This window comes from Acinetobacter sp. YH12252, from assembly GCF_013417365.1.
GTDB lineage: Bacteria > Pseudomonadota > Gammaproteobacteria > Pseudomonadales > Moraxellaceae > Acinetobacter > Acinetobacter towneri.
Genome location: NZ_VPEA01000002.1, coordinates 236,161 through 251,167, shown reverse-complemented (window position 1 = coordinate 251,167; position 15,007 = coordinate 236,161). Strand labels below are relative to the sequence as shown.

Sequence of the window (15,007 nt, the reverse complement as noted above, 5' to 3'; positions counted from 1 at the left end):
AACTTTTGCACAATCAAGAATAACTTTTTGCACCTAGATTGAATTTTGTTACAAATCCTGCGCGCTTTTTACACATTCTTTGTCTATTTTTGTATAAGTTTTTACAAAGCAAGCGCGCTTGAATGCTATCTTAGCCGCTGACTTCGCTTTAGCGCTTTAAGGTCAATCTAAGACCTCTTCTTCTATATAAGTACAAACTTATTTACTGCATATAAATAAGTTGTGCAAATCATCAATTTGGAATTTTGCCCAATATGTTCAAACTTGATTTTTATAACAAACTAAAACGTGTTTCTTTACTGATCGGTGCATTTTCTATCACCAGTTTCTGTCAGGCCAATGATTTTCAGCAACATCCGTCTTATGCCAGTTTTAAACAAAAAACGATGCAAACTTATGGCTTGAGCGAAGCGCAAGTTGACTGGGCAATGAATGGTTCTAAAAATTTACCCAATATCATCAATATTATGAACCGTCCAGGCGAAAGTAAGCCTTGGTATGCCTATAAAACGAATTTCCTTGCAGAAAGCACTATTCAGCGTGGTGTACGTTTTAAACAGCAGTATGCAGATACACTCAATCGTGCTGAGCAGCAGTTTGGTGTGCCACAAGCCATCATCTTAGGTATTTTGGGCGTAGAAACAGGCTTTGGTAGCAATAAAGGCTCATTTATTACTCGCGACGCATTAGCAACGTTAGGTTTTGGCTATGAACGTCGTGCTGAATACTTTAAAGATGAACTTGCTGCACTCATTGCATGGTCATATAAAGATGGCATCCCAACGTCTTCAGTGGTCGGCTCTTATGCAGGTGCCGTCGGCTACCCTCAATTCATGCCAAGCAACATTCCAAAATTTGGGGTCGATTATGATGGCAACGGTCATATCGACCTTCGTAATTCAGCAGTAGATGCGATTGGCTCAATTGCAAATTACTTGGCACAGCATGGCTGGCAGCGAAATCAACCCATTGCATTTGCAGCACGTTATACAGGTAACAATCCTGACAGCGTGATTGCCAAAGATTTAACCTTACCTACACCTTATGGTGTCTTAAAATCGCAAGGCATCGCACCGCTGAATCCTATTGTACAAATAGATGATCTGGATTTGGTGAATGTCATTCAATTGCAAGAGAATTATGGGCCAATTTACTATATTACTTACCCAAATTTTCAGGTGATTACGACCTATAACCGCAGCCGTATGTATGCAACTGCGTTATGGTTACTCGGTACTGAAATTGCCAGCCGATAAAACCCACACCCAAACCAAACAAGTAAAGTCAAGAAATATTTTTAACAATTTGATCACAAAATCATCTTTTTAAATATATTGTTACAATATTGATTATTTTTTAATCAAACAAAGTTGTTTTTTGGTACTTTTTGTCATTATTTTTGTATAAAGACTAGACACCTTTGGTAAGGGATGAATATTATCCATTTCGTCAAATGTAGTCAAAAAAGTGAAATTACAGACAGGATTACCACTATTTCAATCAGTTAAGAGCGAAATAAGTTAAAAATTCTGTCTTCAGGAGTTCAAACCATGCATAGTTCACTTAAATACTTACTTGCACTTTCTGCAGCTGTTGCCCTAAGTCAGTCGCAAGCTGAAATGGTGCAATCATCATTCAATAATGATAATGAGTCATCTAGCCTTGCTGCACGTGTACTCAATAAAGAAGCTCAAAGTTTTAATTCACATTTCTCAAATTTAAACAGCCTTTCAATCACCGAACGTTCAGGCGACCAAATTCGTCGTCAAACGATTGCAGCGAAAATTGAAATTCCTGCAGAAGAGCCTTCAGTGATTGAGAAGTTAAACACTGTGGCTTCAAATACTGTACGTAAATTTAGCCAAACAGGTATGGCGTCTTGGTATGGTCGTCAATTCCACGGTCGTAAAACTGCAAGCGGTGAAACATTCGATATGAATGCAATGACCGCAGCACACCGTAGCCTACCGCTCAACTGTTATATTCGCGTGACCAATAAAAACAACGGCAAAAGCGTTGTTGTAAAAGTAAATGACCGTGGTCCGTTCCATGGCAACCGTGTACTTGATCTTTCTTACGGCGCTGCAAAACAATTGGGCATCACCAATGCAGGTACTGCCAAAGTAAGCATTGAGCGTATTGACGGTCCAAACTCTTAAGATTCGCTTACACGACTTCACATTTGACTTGAAAGCCACAGCAATGTGGCTTTTTTAATGCCTGTAAGATTTACAGTCATCCCATGCATGTCTGCACAAAGATGATCCACACAAATTTTGTTGCCACTTCATTTTGAAAATATGAATACTGTTTTGACCGCCTCACTGTTCTCAGTTATATTTTAGACAGTCAAACAATAACAACGGATGATCGGTCTACAGGAGTAGCACATGAAGACAGTAAGCGAGTGGCTAGATGAATACAGCGAGAGCCATCAAAATAAAACCAATAAATTAATTCACTGGGTGTGCGTACCTACGATCTTTTTTTCGATTGTCGGCATCTTGGCGCATTTCAGCGCTTTACTAACAACATTACTTCTGGTGCTCAGTTTTATTTTTTATGCACGTTTAGACTTGGTTCTTGCAGTTGCAATGGCAGCATTAATGCTGGTAATGGCATGGCTGATTTATGTTTTGCCTGTTGGAATGGGTTTTTATATCGCAATTTTTGTTTTGGCGTGGATTGGGCAGTTTTATGGTCACAAAGTTGAAGGGAAAAAGCCTTCATTCTTCAAAGACCTCCAATTCCTTCTCATTGGCCCAATTTGGTGCATGGATGCCTATTTAGGTAAAATCCTACCCTCTTGGAAAACACGTCGTAAAAACAGCATTATGAGCATTTAAACGCTATATCCTATTTTCGTTATCGGAAGAACCGTTATTGATAGGTTCTTCCTTGATGTTTTAACCATCCGCCCACGTGTTTATTTGCTGGATCATGATGCGTCCAGTGAATCACCCCACCCTTATCTGAGTATTCATATTCACCAAAAAACTCAACAGTATCACTTTTTGCAATATTGGTAATTCGTGGTGCAAGATCAATATTATGTGCAACCAATACAGTTTGCCCATTATTCAGTTTTAAAATAAATTTTTGATGACGTGAGCCTTCGTTGTCATCTGCCAACACTGCAATGACCTGCCCACTCGCACGGACTTGTAGATTACTCTGCTTACGCTCAAACGCACGTTCAATCAGCTGAACACCCTGAGCATCATCTTGCAGCGCATCTCGCTGTACGTCTAACTGCTCTTTTTCAGTTTGCGATGTGCGAGCAGTACTTGTAGATGGTGCATTTGATGTTTCAGACTGAAACTGCTGTAAATCTATGCCAAAAAATGCAGCAATTAGCACTACAATAATTGCGCCGATGCTTAAATTCTTTTTATTTGCCATATAACCTTCTTGTTCTGATTCCGCTCTATACGATTAAGTCAATCACCCATAACATACTGATTTAAAATAAATATTTTTTAATTCTCATCTCAATATTTATGCTTCAATTGCATATCGCTAAAATCTATATTCACAAAAAAGCCCCAAAATAAATTGGGGCTTTCCTTACAAAATATTTTACCTTAAGTAAAAATTATTTTGCAGCAGCTTGAGCAGCAGCAACTTCTTCAGCGAAGCTCATTTCTGCTTTTTTCTCAATACCTTCGCCTACTTCGAAACGAACGAATTGAGCAACAGTTGTACCAGTTGCTTTTAATACTTCAGCAACTTTCTTCTCGTTGTCAATTACGTACATTTGACGATCAAGCGCAACTTCGTTCAAGTATTTTTCAACTGAACCAGTTACCATCTTCTCTACGATGTTTGCAGGCTTACCAGATTCAACTGCTTTCGCTTCTGCAATTTCTTTCTCTTTAGCGATAAGATCAGCAGGAACTTGTTCAGCAGTAACAGCAACTGGGTTGAATGCAGCAACGTGCATTGCAATACCTTTACCAGTCGCAGCATCACCTGTGTAAGAAACAACAACACCGATTTTTAAACCGTGCTTGTACACAGCAAGGTTTTCACCTTCAACGATTTGTGCACGACGAACTTGGATGTTTTCACCAATTTTTTGAACAAGTGCAACACGTGTTTCTTCAACAGTTGCGCCATCTTCAAGTTTAAGTTCAGCAATTTTAGCAGCATCAGTTTCGTTTGCAGCAAGAGCAGCAGCAGCAACTTTCGCAGAGAAACCAGCAAAGTTTTCGTCTTTTGCAACGAAGTCAGTTTGACAGTTTACTTCTAAAAGAATCGCTTTGTTGCCTTCTTGAACGATTGTGATTGCACCGTCAGCAGCAATGTTACCTGCTTTTTTAGCAGCTTTTGCTTGACCAGATTTACGAAGGTTGTCAATCGCTAATTCGATGTCACCGCCCGCTTCTGTTAATGCTTTTTTACATTCCATCATTGCTAGACCAGTACGATCACGCAATTCTTTAACCATGCTTGCTGTAACTGCAGTCATGTTTATCTCCTAAAATCGGTAGAAAATGAATTCTTTTTTTAACAGAAACGGCCCAGAGGGTGTCTCTTGGGCCGTCTGCATACATGACGCTTACTTTGCCACCATCACATGTCGCAAAAATGACAAGCTTACGTCAAAACGCATTAAGCCTCAGAAGCAGGAGCTTCTTCGCCTTTTGCTTGAGCATTGGCTTGAGTTTGAGCGTATTCTTTACCAGCAATGATCGCATCAGCCATTGAAGAAGCGTAAAGTGTTACTGCACGGATCGCATCGTCGTTACCCGGAATAACGTAGTCTACGTTGTCTGGGTTAGAGTTTGTATCTACGATACCGATTACAGGAATACCTAAGTTTTTAGCTTCTTTAATTGCAATTGCTTCGTGATCAACGTCAATTACGAATAATGCGTCAGGTAAACCACCCATGTTTTTCACACCGCCTAAAGCGCGCTCAAGTTTTTCCATTTCACGGCTACGCTCTAAAGCTTCACGTTTAGTAAGCTTAGCAAAAGTACCGTCAGTAGACTGAACTTGAAGATCTTTTAAACGGCTGATAGATTGGCGAAGTGTTTTCCAGTTCGTCAACATACCACCTAACCAACGGTGATCTACATACGGTTGACCAGCGCGTTGAGCTTGTTCACGGATGATTGCAGAAGCAGCACGTTTTGTACCAACGAACAAAACTTTGTTCTTTTTGCTAGCCAATTGGTTTGCAAAGTTCAAAGCATCATTTAACGCAGGAACAGTGTGTTCAAGGTTGATGATGTGAATTTTGTTACGCGCACCAAAGATGTATTGACGCATCTTTGGGTTCCAGAAACGTGTTTGGTGACCAAAGTGTGCGCCAGCTTGAAGAAGGTCGCGCATGCTTACGTTGTAATCTGCCATTTTCTTTACCTTAAATGTTTGGGTTAGGCCTCCATATATCCGCATTCTCCACCCCAAAGGGCACCCAGAGTAATGTGACGATATATGTGCGGATTTTTAATTTCCCTTTTACCAAGCTCTTTGAAACATATTCATAAAAAGCATTTGATAAAATGGGCGGCTATTTATACCATAGTCACACACAAATTTCCAAAAGTTTTTAAAGATCATGAACACAACTTATCAAGCACCTCGTCGACTCATCAAAACCGCAGAAGATATTGAAAAAATGCGCGTGGCAGGACGACTGGCGGCAGAAGTTTTGGAGATGATCAAAGCACACGTTAAACCAGGCGTTACTACGCTCGAACTGGATACGATTTGCCATGACTATATTGTCAATCAACAACAAGCTATTCCTGCCTGTTTAGGTTATGGTGCTGCTCCGGGTCGTCCAGCATTCCAACACACCATTTGCACATCGGTTAACCATGTGGTTTGTCACGGTATTCCGTCAGAAAGTAAAGTGCTGAAGAAAGGCGATATTTTAAATATTGATGTCACAGTCATTAAAGATGGTTTCCACGGCGATACCAATATGATGTATATCGTGGGTGGTGAAACTTCCATTTTAGCCAATCGTTTATGCAAAGTTGCCCAAGAAGCGATGTATCGCGGTATGGCAACCGTTAAACCCGGTTCAACCATTGGTGATATTGGTCATGCGATTCAAAAATATGTTGAATCTGAACGCTTTAGTGTCGTGCGTGAATATTGCGGTCATGGTATTGGGACGACCTTCCACGATGAGCCACAAGTATTGCACTATGGTCAAGCCAACACAGGCATGATTTTAGAAGAAGGTATGACTTTTACCATTGAACCAATGGTCAATGCAGGCGTATGGCAAACCAAATTACTTGGCGATAAATGGACAGTGGTGACCAAAGACCACAAATTATCGGCACAGTTTGAACACACCATTTTGGTCACCAAAGATGGCTTGGAAGTGCTGACTGCCCGCCCTGATGAAGATTTATCACGCTTTACTGCATAACGTGTTTGCAGCCAAAATCTGTCATTGGCTAAAAATTTAACCCGTATGTCAAAAAGATCAGTTCCGACTGGTCTTTTTTATTAATTTCAACGCATACAATTTCTATAAAATCTTTTTATTTCAAACCAATAGAACTTTAAAGCCATCCAATAAAACAAGCATTTTCACGTATTCAACAGTTTTGGATTTAACAAAACACCTGCACACTTTTCCAGTTATTCACAAAAGTTTAAAAAAATATCTTGTAAAAACAACAGTTTTATTTTTCCAGTCCATTTCATAATGCCTTGCATAACAATGCCGTAAATAACAACAAGCAAAATTGGACATGGAGTTCCACAATGAAAAAAACACTATGCTGTTTGGCACTGAGTAGTTTGCCAGTCATCAGTTATGCCAACTCACCTTATTTTAGTTTAAAAGATGGTGATGGTTTTAAACGCTTTTCTGTTTCGGTAGGTGCGCTGCACGTTATGCCACAAGGTAAAGCACAACCTTTTCGGGTCAATACAGCCATTCACAACGGCTACACAGACGATGTCGGTGAGGTTCAATCTCAAACTGTAAGAGATAATTTACGTGACGGTTTTGAGCCACCCGTATTATTAAGCGGAGCATTAAATTTACTGCCTACCGTACCTGCCAACATGAGTGGACAAGCCACAATTTCAGGTTTGGAGCAATGGGATAATCCCGGCACAGGTTTAGAAGCAGATGATGTCACCACACTGGGTATTATCAGCAACTATTTCTTTACCGATAATATTTCCTTTGAAGTTAAAGGCGGTATTCCACCTAAAGTTGATTTGCAAGGCAAAGGGAAAATTTATGCTCCCTTCTCCGCAATTGCACGTCCATTAGGCGGTGCGTTGGGTGAGCTAGAATTACAAAATGATATTCTCATTACCGATTTAGCAGCACATGGCCCTGCTGCTTCTGCCCGAGCATGGACACCTGCATTTGAGTTTCAATATCACTTTGGCAAAACAGGCGTAAATAAGTTCCGCCCCTATGTTGGCGTCGGTTTGATGTATGCCTATTTCAATGAGTTAGAAATTAACCCACGCACTGAACAACACCTGATCGCCGCTGGTCACATGATTGCCAATATTAAAGAAGGGAAAGCGGGCGCATCTTTAGAAGGCACACCAAGTGCAGCCAATCCTAAAGTTGAATTAGACGCCACCGATGCCTTTGCGCCCGTTGCAACCGTAGGTTTTACCTATGACTTTAATGAAAAATGGTTTGCAGTTGGTTCACTATCTTATGCACACCTTAAAAATGAAACCACCATTACGGTGACCGATGCCAAACATGGTGAATTGATTCACTCTAAAGCAGATATTGAAGTGAATCCGATCATTGCATACGCTGGCTTTGGGATGCGCTTTTAATCTCTAATTTTACTTTTCCACTTTCAACTAAATTTAAGACGGCTACGGTCGTCTTATTTTTTCTTACACTATTTAATTAAAGCAATCGCTTCTATCTTGATAACTCAATTTTATCATTTGATGAATTTTATTTTATCGCGCTCTTGAGCTGAATCGATTACCATAACAAGCTGTTAGCCATACGTGGATGCCTTATGTCGAATGCTCAATTTTCCAAACCTCTAATTTATATGTTAATTGGAAGCGCCATTATTTTGGCATTATCGCTTGGGGTTCGGCATGCATTTGGTTTGTATTTGGTACCGATGAGCCATGAATTTGGCTGGGGACATAATGTCTTTAGTTTAGCCATTGCCATGCAAAACCTGATTTGGGGTGCAGTCCAACCCATCACAGGTGCTTTTGCAGACAAATACGGCAGTAAAATTGTAGTTGCAGTTGGTGGCGCACTGTATGCACTCGGCTTATTGCTCATGGCCGTCAGCTCGACAGGCTTATTGCTAAATTTAAGTGTGGGTTTAATTTTAGGTTTGGCACTTTCTGCAACCTCTTTCCCTGTGCTACTTTCTGCAGTAGGTCGCGCTGCTCCTCCAGAAAAGCGTAGCCTTGCAATGGGTATTGCCAGTGCTGCAGGCTCGTTTGGGCAATTTATCATGTTGCCATCGACCTTATTGTTATTACAAAGTGTAGGTTGGTCGGGCGCATTAATTGTCAGTGCGATTTTAATTGTCTTGATTGTTCCTTTGGCATGGATGCTCAAAGCACCCATGTATCAAAACCCTAATGCAAGTTCAGTCAGCCAACCCGCTTTAGGCTTTAAACAAGTTTTGGTGATTGCCAAAAACCATAAACCCTTTTGGTTTTTAGCTTTGGGCTTTTTTGTCTGTGGTTTTCAAGTGGTGTTTATCGGGATTCACCTCCCTAGCTACTTAATTGATCATGGCTTTAATGCAACCACAGGCACAGTTTTTCTAGCACTCGTGGGCTTATTTAATATTGTCGGCACCTATACCGCAGGTTGGTTAGGCGGTCGCTATTCGAAACCGCACTTGCTGATGTGGCTTTACGGACTACGCGGTATTGCCATTATCGTCTTTTTAATCCTGCCTTTAAGCATCTGGACAATTTATGCATTCGGGATCATTATGGGTTTGTTGTGGTTATCTACAGTGCCTTTAACCAATGGTATTGTGGCAAATATGTTTGGGATTAAATACCTGACCATGCTCAGTGGCATTGTGTTTTTCACACACCAAGTCGGCTCTTTTTTTGGTGGATGGCTTGGCGGTTTAAATCACGACCTGACAGGTAACTATAATGTTATCTGGATTGTTTCTATTGCTTTAAGTGCGTTTGCGGTCTTGGTCCATTTTTGGGTAGATGAGGAGCACGTCATTCATGATTAATTCTTTATTGAATTTTAAAGTATTGCTCACACTCGCAATCACTGCCCTTTTTGGCTTGTCGATTTTTTTATGGATGCAAACGCCACAACTGTTTGAATATTTTAATCAGGCGTTTTGTGCGCATTAAAACCCAATCTCTAAAATATTAAGTCTATTTTGCTATTCAAAATTCCGCTTTAGACATGGAGCGTCTTATGCAGATTCAATTGCATCGTGGAAGACTGATTGACCATATTCATCTTGTGGTGAGTGACCTTGAAGCAAGTCGAGCATTTTACACCGCCATCTTGGCAGTGTTGGATATTCCAGTTATGGGAACAGCCAAGGATCACTTTTGGGCAGATGAACTTTTTATCTCCTCAGTAAAAAGTCCTGCCGCACAAGGCATACTCACTGGGCGTCATCATCTCGCCTTTCAAGCTAAAAATCGTGAAATGGTCAATGCTTTCTATCTTGCAGCATTGGCACATGGCGGCAAGTGCAATGGCAAACCTGATGAACGTGCTTATCATCCTGGTTATTATGCAGCTTATGTACTTGATCCTGATGGTAACAATATTGAAGCTGTCTTTCATGGCGAAACGCCACGCAGTGCGGCATCAGTCATAATTGATATTTAACGCTCAATGTTCCACAAATCAACTTTCCCTCAATGCATAAATTTCCTTACAGCAAGTCAATAAAAAAACACCCCACAAGAATGATCTTATGAGGTGTTCTAAATTTTCTATTTTGCAGTCAGCAGAATCTGCTTAAAACAAACGATTCATCCCATTCAAGGTCGCCACACGATACGCTTCCGCCATGGTTGGATAGTTGAATGTGGTTTCCACAAAATACTTAATGGTATTGTTCGGGCTGTTCATCACCGCCTGACCAATGTGGATAATCTCTGCCGCATTATTACCAAAGCAATGCACACCCAATACTTCTAAAGTGTCACGGTGGAATAAAATCTTCAATTCACCCACTGTATCACCCGTAATTTGCGCACGCGCTAAATGACGGAAAGATGCCTGACCAACTTCATAAGGAATTTTTTCTTCCGTCAATTCCTGCTCAGTTTTACCAATCGAAGAAATTTCTGGAATGGTATAAATACCTGTTGGAATATCGGTCACAGGCGCAACATTTTCTTCGCCACTCATATTTGCACCCGCGCAACGACCTTGGTCATAGGCAGCTGATGCCAACGAAGGCCAACCAATTACATCGCCCGCAGCATAAATATTCTCTACTTCGGTTTGATATTGATCATTGACTGTTAACTGACCACGGCTGTTTGGCTTAAGTTCGACATTTTCAAGACCTAAACCATCGGTATTACCCGAACGACCGTTACACCACAAAATCGCATCGGCTTTGATTTTCTTGCCACTTTGCAAATATAAAACCACGTGATCATCAAAAGTTTCTAAATGATCAATTTGCTCATTGTGGCGAATCAGCACCCCTTGCGCACGCAAGTGATATGACAAGGCATCTGAAATTTCATCATCCAAATAGCTGAGCAATTTGTGCTGAGTATTAATCAAATCAACTTTATGATCTAAACCAATGAAGATGGATGCATATTCACAACCAATCACACCCGCGCCATAAATAATAATTTTTTGAATCGAGAAATCCAAATCCAAAATTTTGTCTGAATCAAATACACGTGGATGGTTGAAATCCAACATTTCTGGACGATATGGACGGCTACCTGTCGCAATCACAATTTGCTGACACATAATGGTTTCTTTAATGCCATCTGCACCAAATACCAAGACCGTATTTTTATCTTGGATATAAGCACGACCATGATAAATCGCAATTTCATTACGGTCATAAAAGCGAGAGTGCGTTTCAACTTGCTGCTGAATAACTTTATGCGCACTTTGCAACACTTGCTTCATGGTGAACTGACGCCAATCGCCCATTTTTTTAAACATTGGGTCACGGCGATAACGGATAATATTCGACACTGTCTGACGCAATGCTTTACTTGGAATGGTACCCACATGGGTACAGTTACCGCCAAGCTGCTCACGAACATCTACAATCGCAACACGCTTACCAGATTTGGCAAGTTTCATTGCCGCGCCTTCACCCGCAGGGCCTGAACCGAGAACAACCGCATCGTACTTCACGAAAGTTCCACTAACGACCTCTTTTTTACGTGGCATTCAACGCTCCTTTTCTTTAAATCTGTCTTTTCAATGGGCTATATTATGACGTAAATCTTTTGAATTTTCTGTATTTACTGTGCATATATTACGTGATAACCACATTTTTTATATGAATATCGTTTTTACCCAATTTAAGCACAATTTCGTTATAATAACCGTCTTATGATGAAGTTAAGGTGACATTTTACTTTTGCACTTAGATTCGGTTTAATCAGACTCTATTTCACGTAAAATCTAGCCTACACTAAATCTCTCCCCTTTCAAAAACAGTGGAAAAGTTGAATATGTCTGCAAACCGTAAACCAGAACAGGGTGTCAAACTTCGTGGTGCTGAAAAAGTCGCACGTATTCCTGTAAAAGTTGTTCCTACGGTTGAAACGCCTCGTAAACCTGACTGGATTCGGGTCAAAATGACGGCACCAGAAGAAGTTCAACGTATTAAAACCACTTTGCGTCAGCAAAAATTGCACACCGTTTGTGAAGAAGCCGCTTGTCCAAACCTTCCAGAATGCTTTGGTGGTGGTACAGCAACCTTTATGATCATGGGTGATATTTGTACCCGTCGCTGCCCGTTTTGTGATGTTGCGCATGGTCGTCCAAATGCACTAGATCCTGAAGAACCTCGTCACATGGCAGAAACCATTGCCAACTTAGGCTTAAAATATGCCGTGATCACCTCTGTAGACCGTGATGACTTGTTAGATGGTGGTGCACAACATTTTGTCGATTGTATTAAAGAAGCCCGCTCTTTAAGCCCAAATACGTTGTTAGAAATTTTGGTGCCAGACTTCCGTGGTCGTATGGATATTGCACTACGCATTATGACCGAATGTCCGCCAGATGTTTTTAACCACAACATTGAAACTGTGCCACGCTTATATAAAGCCATGCGTCCGGGTTCAGACTATCAGCACTCTTTGAACTTGCTGAAAATGTTTAAAGAATATTGCCCAGATATTCCAACCAAATGCGGTTTGATGGTAGGTATTGGAGAATCTGAAGAAGAAGTTATTGCACTGTTAGATGATCTTAAAGCGCACGATGTAGATTATGTGACCATTGGTCAATATTTACAGCCATCTAAAGAACATGCGCCAATTGACCGCTTTGTAACACCTGAAGAATTTGAGCGTTATACAGCGCATGGTCAAAAGTTAGGTTTTAAAAATATTTGGGCTGCGCCAATGGTACGTTCAAGTTATTTTGCAGACCGTCAATATTATGGTGAACCTGTACCAACAGTACGTCGTAAAGCCGACCCTGCTAAAAAAATTAGCGTGCAAACCATTGAAGCTTAACACTCGCTTATTTCAAAATTTGCGATAAAGCTAAAACAGCCCCGACTTTATGTTCGGGGTTTTTTATACCTTGTGGATATATTAAAAATAGATAGATGTGAATATTTTTTGATGGTCTACGACCAAGTGCGCATGGTGTCATCGCCATAAATTGTTAATCTATGCACTTAATCTATACACCGAGCTCAAACAATAAAACAGGGATAGTAAAATGTCACAACAAGACTATGACAATGGCTTAAAAGTTCGCACTGAAGTCATGGGCGAAAGCTTTGTAAAACGCGCACAGGACAACACTGTACCATTTACCCAACCTTTGCAGGACTGGATTAATGAACATGCATGGGGTTCAACTTGGCAACGTGAAGGTGTGTTACCACGCAAATATCGTTCCTTAATTACTATCGCCTTTTTAACTGCTTTAAAAAGCCCGACCGAGCTTAAAGGACATATTCGTGGTGCGCTAAATAACGGGGCAAGTGTCGAAGAAATTCAGGAAGTCTTGTTACACAGCTTGCCTTATTGTGGCGCACCTGCAACTCAGGAAGCTTTTCGCGCAGCGTTGGAAGTTTTGGCAGAACATACTGCAAATACTTAAACGCAATCTAAATCAAAAAATATAAACGCTCGACATTTCACTAAAACTATTTGGTGAAATGTCGGTAGAGTTGAGTTTTAAATCCAATACACATTAAAGCTATAAAAGAACTCATTTAACTCAAAGCGCACCTGATAACCCAAATCAGTCAGCTGTGCCGATAAATTTCGAATATCTTCTAAAGGTAAATGTTTTGGCAGCACAGTAAAAACTGCGGTATTGCCCTGCTTGGCATTCTCTTCGATTAAAGACGCCAAACGCTGCTTATATAATTCAATATCTAGCTTGGCATGATCTGAATAAACTTTTGCTTGTTCAGCAGTTAAAAAATTTGCCATCTTATTGTTCTCATTATGACCATGTTTAACATTCAGCATATTGAAACTTGACGATATGGCTCAAGTGATTTTTTGTTATTGTCTGCATAAACGCATGATCAATTAACCCTAATTTTTTAAAAAAAATCACACCGAAGATGGCTTTTTCCCAGCAGACCTTTTAGGCTATCGCACAATCTTATGTTGTAATTTTGCTGGATGACATTATGTCAGAATCTGTTTCAATCTCCCCTGCGCTAATGAACCGCGCCATTGCAGGACAAGCCGATGCCCAATTTGAAGTGGCGGTGCTGTATATGCAAAGCGATTTTAATGAAGATATTGAACTTGCCGAACAATGGGCGCTCAAAGCTGCCGCAAACGGACATATCGAAGCCATGTATTGGCTTGGTGAAGGCTATACCGTATATGCCAAAGATGTTCTAGAAGATGACCCTGAAGATGCCAAACAACATTTTGAAGATGCTTTTGTCTGGCTCAAAAAAGCCAGTGATGCACAACACCCTGCCGCTATTTTAGAGTTGGCAGGCTACTACCGTCGTGGTGATGTGGTTGAACAAGATGTCGCTCGCTCTGTGGCATTGGTACAGCAAGCAGCAGAATTGGGCGAAGTACAAGCCATGCGTGACCTTGCTTTTATTTATGCAAATGCTTTGGGTGTAGATGCTGACGAAAATAAAGCTGAATATTGGACACAAAAAGCCGATGCAGCGGAGTAATTTATTTGTCTAGCCAATCAATTGATGGGCTAGACAATTTTTGCATGACTCGAATCGTCATTGAATAAAGCTTAGACTTTGAATAACACTTAGACTTCGACCACAATTACTTGTCTGCAAATGCCCTCTTGCTGACGCTGTTGTTCAAACACAGCCGCAGGCATCGGCTCAAAACTGTCAAAGAAACAAATTTCAGCATCATCAATTGAATATAGCAATGAGTGATTGCCCACGCCTTCTAAAGTGTCGTAATAGACAATTATAAATTTATTTTCATCAAATGCGTGCTGAATTTGCTGATAGCCGATTGCCGCCAATACAGGCAATTTAAGCTGTTTAGCTTCGGCATAACTTAACTTTTCTGCATCTTGTAAATCTGGGTCAGGGTCAGTATAAAACTGCACATTAAAGCCAAACTTTTTCAGTCCAACAGCCAAGCCAATTGTGGTTGTGCCCTGCTCTGGCGTATAACCACACACTTCAATCAATTGTTGAATATCGGCATCAATTCCTAAGTGTCGTAGCAACATCCACACTGCGTAAATCCCGCCGTTGGCTTCTAAATTTGCCAACTCTTGAGGAAGCTCTAAAGCCATCATTCAATCTCAAAAATATGTTTGTAGTGATAATAAACAAAACATGATTGGAACTGAATCAATTTCCAAGTACAATATCGCGCTAGTCGA

17 protein-coding genes are annotated in these 15,007 nt (G+C 40.7%); 11 read left to right on the top strand and 6 right to left on the bottom strand.

Translation table 11 applies throughout. The features are described 5' to 3' along the window. Positions 1-254 precede the first annotated feature (254 nt). The 3 genes from mltB to FTV28_RS03590 all read left to right on the top strand — a co-directional run bounded on the left by mltB (position 255) and on the right by FTV28_RS03590 (position 2,846). Entirely contained in the window at positions 255-1,256 is a 1,002-nt protein-coding gene (mltB, locus tag FTV28_RS03600) for a lytic murein transglycosylase B (RefSeq protein ID WP_168418071.1), read from the top strand. Positions 1,257-1,550: 294 nt separating this feature from the next. Next, positions 1,551-2,159 (top strand): septal ring lytic transglycosylase RlpA family protein, encoded by a 609-nt coding sequence (locus tag FTV28_RS03595; RefSeq protein WP_004972798.1) that lies wholly within the window; start codon positions 1,551-1,553, stop codon positions 2,157-2,159. A 231-nt stretch (positions 2,160-2,390) separates the two neighbouring features. Then, positions 2,391-2,846, top strand: coding sequence for a DUF962 domain-containing protein (locus FTV28_RS03590; protein WP_004972797.1), 456 nt, complete (start codon positions 2,391-2,393; stop codon positions 2,844-2,846). Positions 2,847-2,880: 34 nt separating this feature from the next. Here FTV28_RS03590 and FTV28_RS03585 read toward each other — a convergent pair whose 3' ends face one another. From FTV28_RS03585 to rpsB, 3 genes are all read right to left on the bottom strand, one after another. Further along, complete coding sequence (locus tag FTV28_RS03585; RefSeq protein WP_154320515.1) at positions 2,881-3,402, bottom strand: DUF3465 domain-containing protein; 522 nt, start codon at positions 3,400-3,402, stop codon at positions 2,881-2,883. Positions 3,403-3,595: 193 nt separating this feature from the next. Then, complete coding sequence (gene tsf, locus FTV28_RS03580; protein WP_004972793.1) at positions 3,596-4,471, bottom strand: translation elongation factor Ts; 876 nt, start codon at positions 4,469-4,471, stop codon at positions 3,596-3,598. Between the two features lie 143 nt (positions 4,472-4,614). Next, positions 4,615-5,361, bottom strand: a complete 747-nt coding sequence (gene rpsB, locus FTV28_RS03575) for a 30S ribosomal protein S2 (protein WP_004972791.1) — start codon at positions 5,359-5,361, stop codon at positions 4,615-4,617. Between the two features lie 208 nt (positions 5,362-5,569). On the opposite strand from rpsB, the gene map reads away from it, so the two are divergent. The 5 genes from map to FTV28_RS03555 all read left to right on the top strand — a co-directional run bounded on the left by map (position 5,570) and on the right by FTV28_RS03555 (position 9,817). Continuing rightward, complete coding sequence (gene map, locus FTV28_RS03570; protein WP_004972787.1) at positions 5,570-6,397, top strand: type I methionyl aminopeptidase; 828 nt, start codon at positions 5,570-5,572, stop codon at positions 6,395-6,397. 341 nt (positions 6,398-6,738) lie between these two features. Further along, positions 6,739-7,791 carry an OmpW family protein gene (locus tag FTV28_RS03565; RefSeq protein ID WP_179989412.1) on the top strand — a complete coding sequence of 351 codons (1,053 nt, stop codon included), beginning with the start codon at positions 6,739-6,741 and terminating at the stop codon, positions 7,789-7,791. Positions 7,792-7,985: 194 nt separating this feature from the next. Continuing rightward, positions 7,986-9,197, top strand: a complete 1,212-nt coding sequence (locus tag FTV28_RS03560) for an MFS transporter (protein ID WP_136144687.1) — start codon at positions 7,986-7,988, stop codon at positions 9,195-9,197. Next, positions 9,190-9,324: a hypothetical protein gene (locus tag FTV28_RS13545; RefSeq protein ID WP_019836563.1), complete on the top strand. Its 135-nt coding sequence runs from the start codon at positions 9,190-9,192 to the stop codon at positions 9,322-9,324. Before FTV28_RS03560 ends, FTV28_RS13545 begins: the two co-directional genes overlap by 8 nt. Before the next feature lie 67 nt (positions 9,325-9,391). Further along, complete coding sequence (locus FTV28_RS03555) at positions 9,392-9,817, top strand: VOC family protein (RefSeq protein ID WP_136144686.1); 426 nt, start codon at positions 9,392-9,394, stop codon at positions 9,815-9,817. 132 nt (positions 9,818-9,949) lie between these two features. Here the strand turns inward: FTV28_RS03555 and sthA are convergent, their stop codons facing one another. Continuing rightward, on the bottom strand, positions 9,950-11,365 hold the full coding sequence (sthA, locus tag FTV28_RS03550; RefSeq protein ID WP_042068765.1) for a Si-specific NAD(P)(+) transhydrogenase: 1,416 nt from the start codon (positions 11,363-11,365) through the stop codon (positions 9,950-9,952). A 287-nt stretch (positions 11,366-11,652) separates the two neighbouring features. Between sthA and lipA the strand changes: the two genes are divergently transcribed. Next, complete coding sequence (gene lipA, locus FTV28_RS03545) at positions 11,653-12,666, top strand: lipoyl synthase (RefSeq protein WP_096902386.1); 1,014 nt, start codon at positions 11,653-11,655, stop codon at positions 12,664-12,666. A 211-nt stretch (positions 12,667-12,877) separates the two neighbouring features. Continuing rightward, positions 12,878-13,264, top strand: coding sequence for a carboxymuconolactone decarboxylase family protein (locus tag FTV28_RS03540; protein ID WP_004972770.1), 387 nt, complete (start codon positions 12,878-12,880; stop codon positions 13,262-13,264). A gap of 77 nt (positions 13,265-13,341) precedes the next feature. On the opposite strand, the gene FTV28_RS03535 is transcribed toward FTV28_RS03540, so the two are convergent. After that, positions 13,342-13,602, bottom strand: coding sequence for a hypothetical protein (locus FTV28_RS03535; RefSeq protein ID WP_004972768.1), 261 nt, complete (start codon positions 13,600-13,602; stop codon positions 13,342-13,344). Positions 13,603-13,808: 206 nt separating this feature from the next. Between FTV28_RS03535 and FTV28_RS03530 the strand changes: the two genes are divergently transcribed. Next, a complete protein-coding gene (locus FTV28_RS03530; RefSeq protein WP_131261573.1) occupies positions 13,809-14,321 on the top strand; it encodes a tetratricopeptide repeat protein in 513 nt (170 codons plus the stop codon). Positions 14,322-14,410: 89 nt separating this feature from the next. On the opposite strand, the gene FTV28_RS03525 is transcribed toward FTV28_RS03530, so the two are convergent. Next, positions 14,411-14,917: a cysteine peptidase family C39 domain-containing protein gene (locus FTV28_RS03525; RefSeq protein ID WP_096902396.1), complete on the bottom strand. Its 507-nt coding sequence runs from the start codon at positions 14,915-14,917 to the stop codon at positions 14,411-14,413. Positions 14,918-15,007: the final 90 nt, after the last annotated feature.

Excerpts from the sequence above, each read along its gene's own strand:
- mltB (WP_168418071.1), top strand. The coding sequence starts at position 255 with ATGTTCAAACTTGATTTTTATAACAAACTAAAACGTGTTTCTTTACTG.
- FTV28_RS03595 (WP_004972798.1), top strand. The coding sequence starts at position 1,551 with ATGCATAGTTCACTTAAATACTTACTTGCACTTTCTGCAGCTGTTGCC.
- FTV28_RS03590 (WP_004972797.1), top strand. The coding sequence starts at position 2,391 with ATGAAGACAGTAAGCGAGTGGCTAGATGAATACAGCGAGAGCCATCAA.
- FTV28_RS03585 (WP_154320515.1), bottom strand. The coding sequence starts at position 3,402 with ATGGCAAATAAAAAGAATTTAAGCATCGGCGCAATTATTGTAGTGCTA.
- tsf (WP_004972793.1), bottom strand. The coding sequence starts at position 4,471 with ATGACTGCAGTTACAGCAAGCATGGTTAAAGAATTGCGTGATCGTACT.
- rpsB (WP_004972791.1), bottom strand. The coding sequence starts at position 5,361 with ATGGCAGATTACAACGTAAGCATGCGCGACCTTCTTCAAGCTGGCGCA.
- map (WP_004972787.1), top strand. The coding sequence starts at position 5,570 with ATGAACACAACTTATCAAGCACCTCGTCGACTCATCAAAACCGCAGAA.
- FTV28_RS03565 (WP_179989412.1), top strand. The coding sequence starts at position 6,739 with ATGAAAAAAACACTATGCTGTTTGGCACTGAGTAGTTTGCCAGTCATC.
- FTV28_RS03560 (WP_136144687.1), top strand. The coding sequence starts at position 7,986 with ATGTCGAATGCTCAATTTTCCAAACCTCTAATTTATATGTTAATTGGA.
- FTV28_RS13545 (WP_019836563.1), top strand. The coding sequence starts at position 9,190 with ATGATTAATTCTTTATTGAATTTTAAAGTATTGCTCACACTCGCAATC.
- FTV28_RS03555 (WP_136144686.1), top strand. The coding sequence starts at position 9,392 with ATGCAGATTCAATTGCATCGTGGAAGACTGATTGACCATATTCATCTT.
- sthA (WP_042068765.1), bottom strand. The coding sequence starts at position 11,365 with ATGCCACGTAAAAAAGAGGTCGTTAGTGGAACTTTCGTGAAGTACGAT.
- lipA (WP_096902386.1), top strand. The coding sequence starts at position 11,653 with ATGTCTGCAAACCGTAAACCAGAACAGGGTGTCAAACTTCGTGGTGCT.
- FTV28_RS03540 (WP_004972770.1), top strand. The coding sequence starts at position 12,878 with ATGTCACAACAAGACTATGACAATGGCTTAAAAGTTCGCACTGAAGTC.
- FTV28_RS03535 (WP_004972768.1), bottom strand. The coding sequence starts at position 13,602 with ATGGCAAATTTTTTAACTGCTGAACAAGCAAAAGTTTATTCAGATCAT.
- FTV28_RS03530 (WP_131261573.1), top strand. The coding sequence starts at position 13,809 with ATGTCAGAATCTGTTTCAATCTCCCCTGCGCTAATGAACCGCGCCATT.
- FTV28_RS03525 (WP_096902396.1), bottom strand. The coding sequence starts at position 14,917 with ATGGCTTTAGAGCTTCCTCAAGAGTTGGCAAATTTAGAAGCCAACGGC.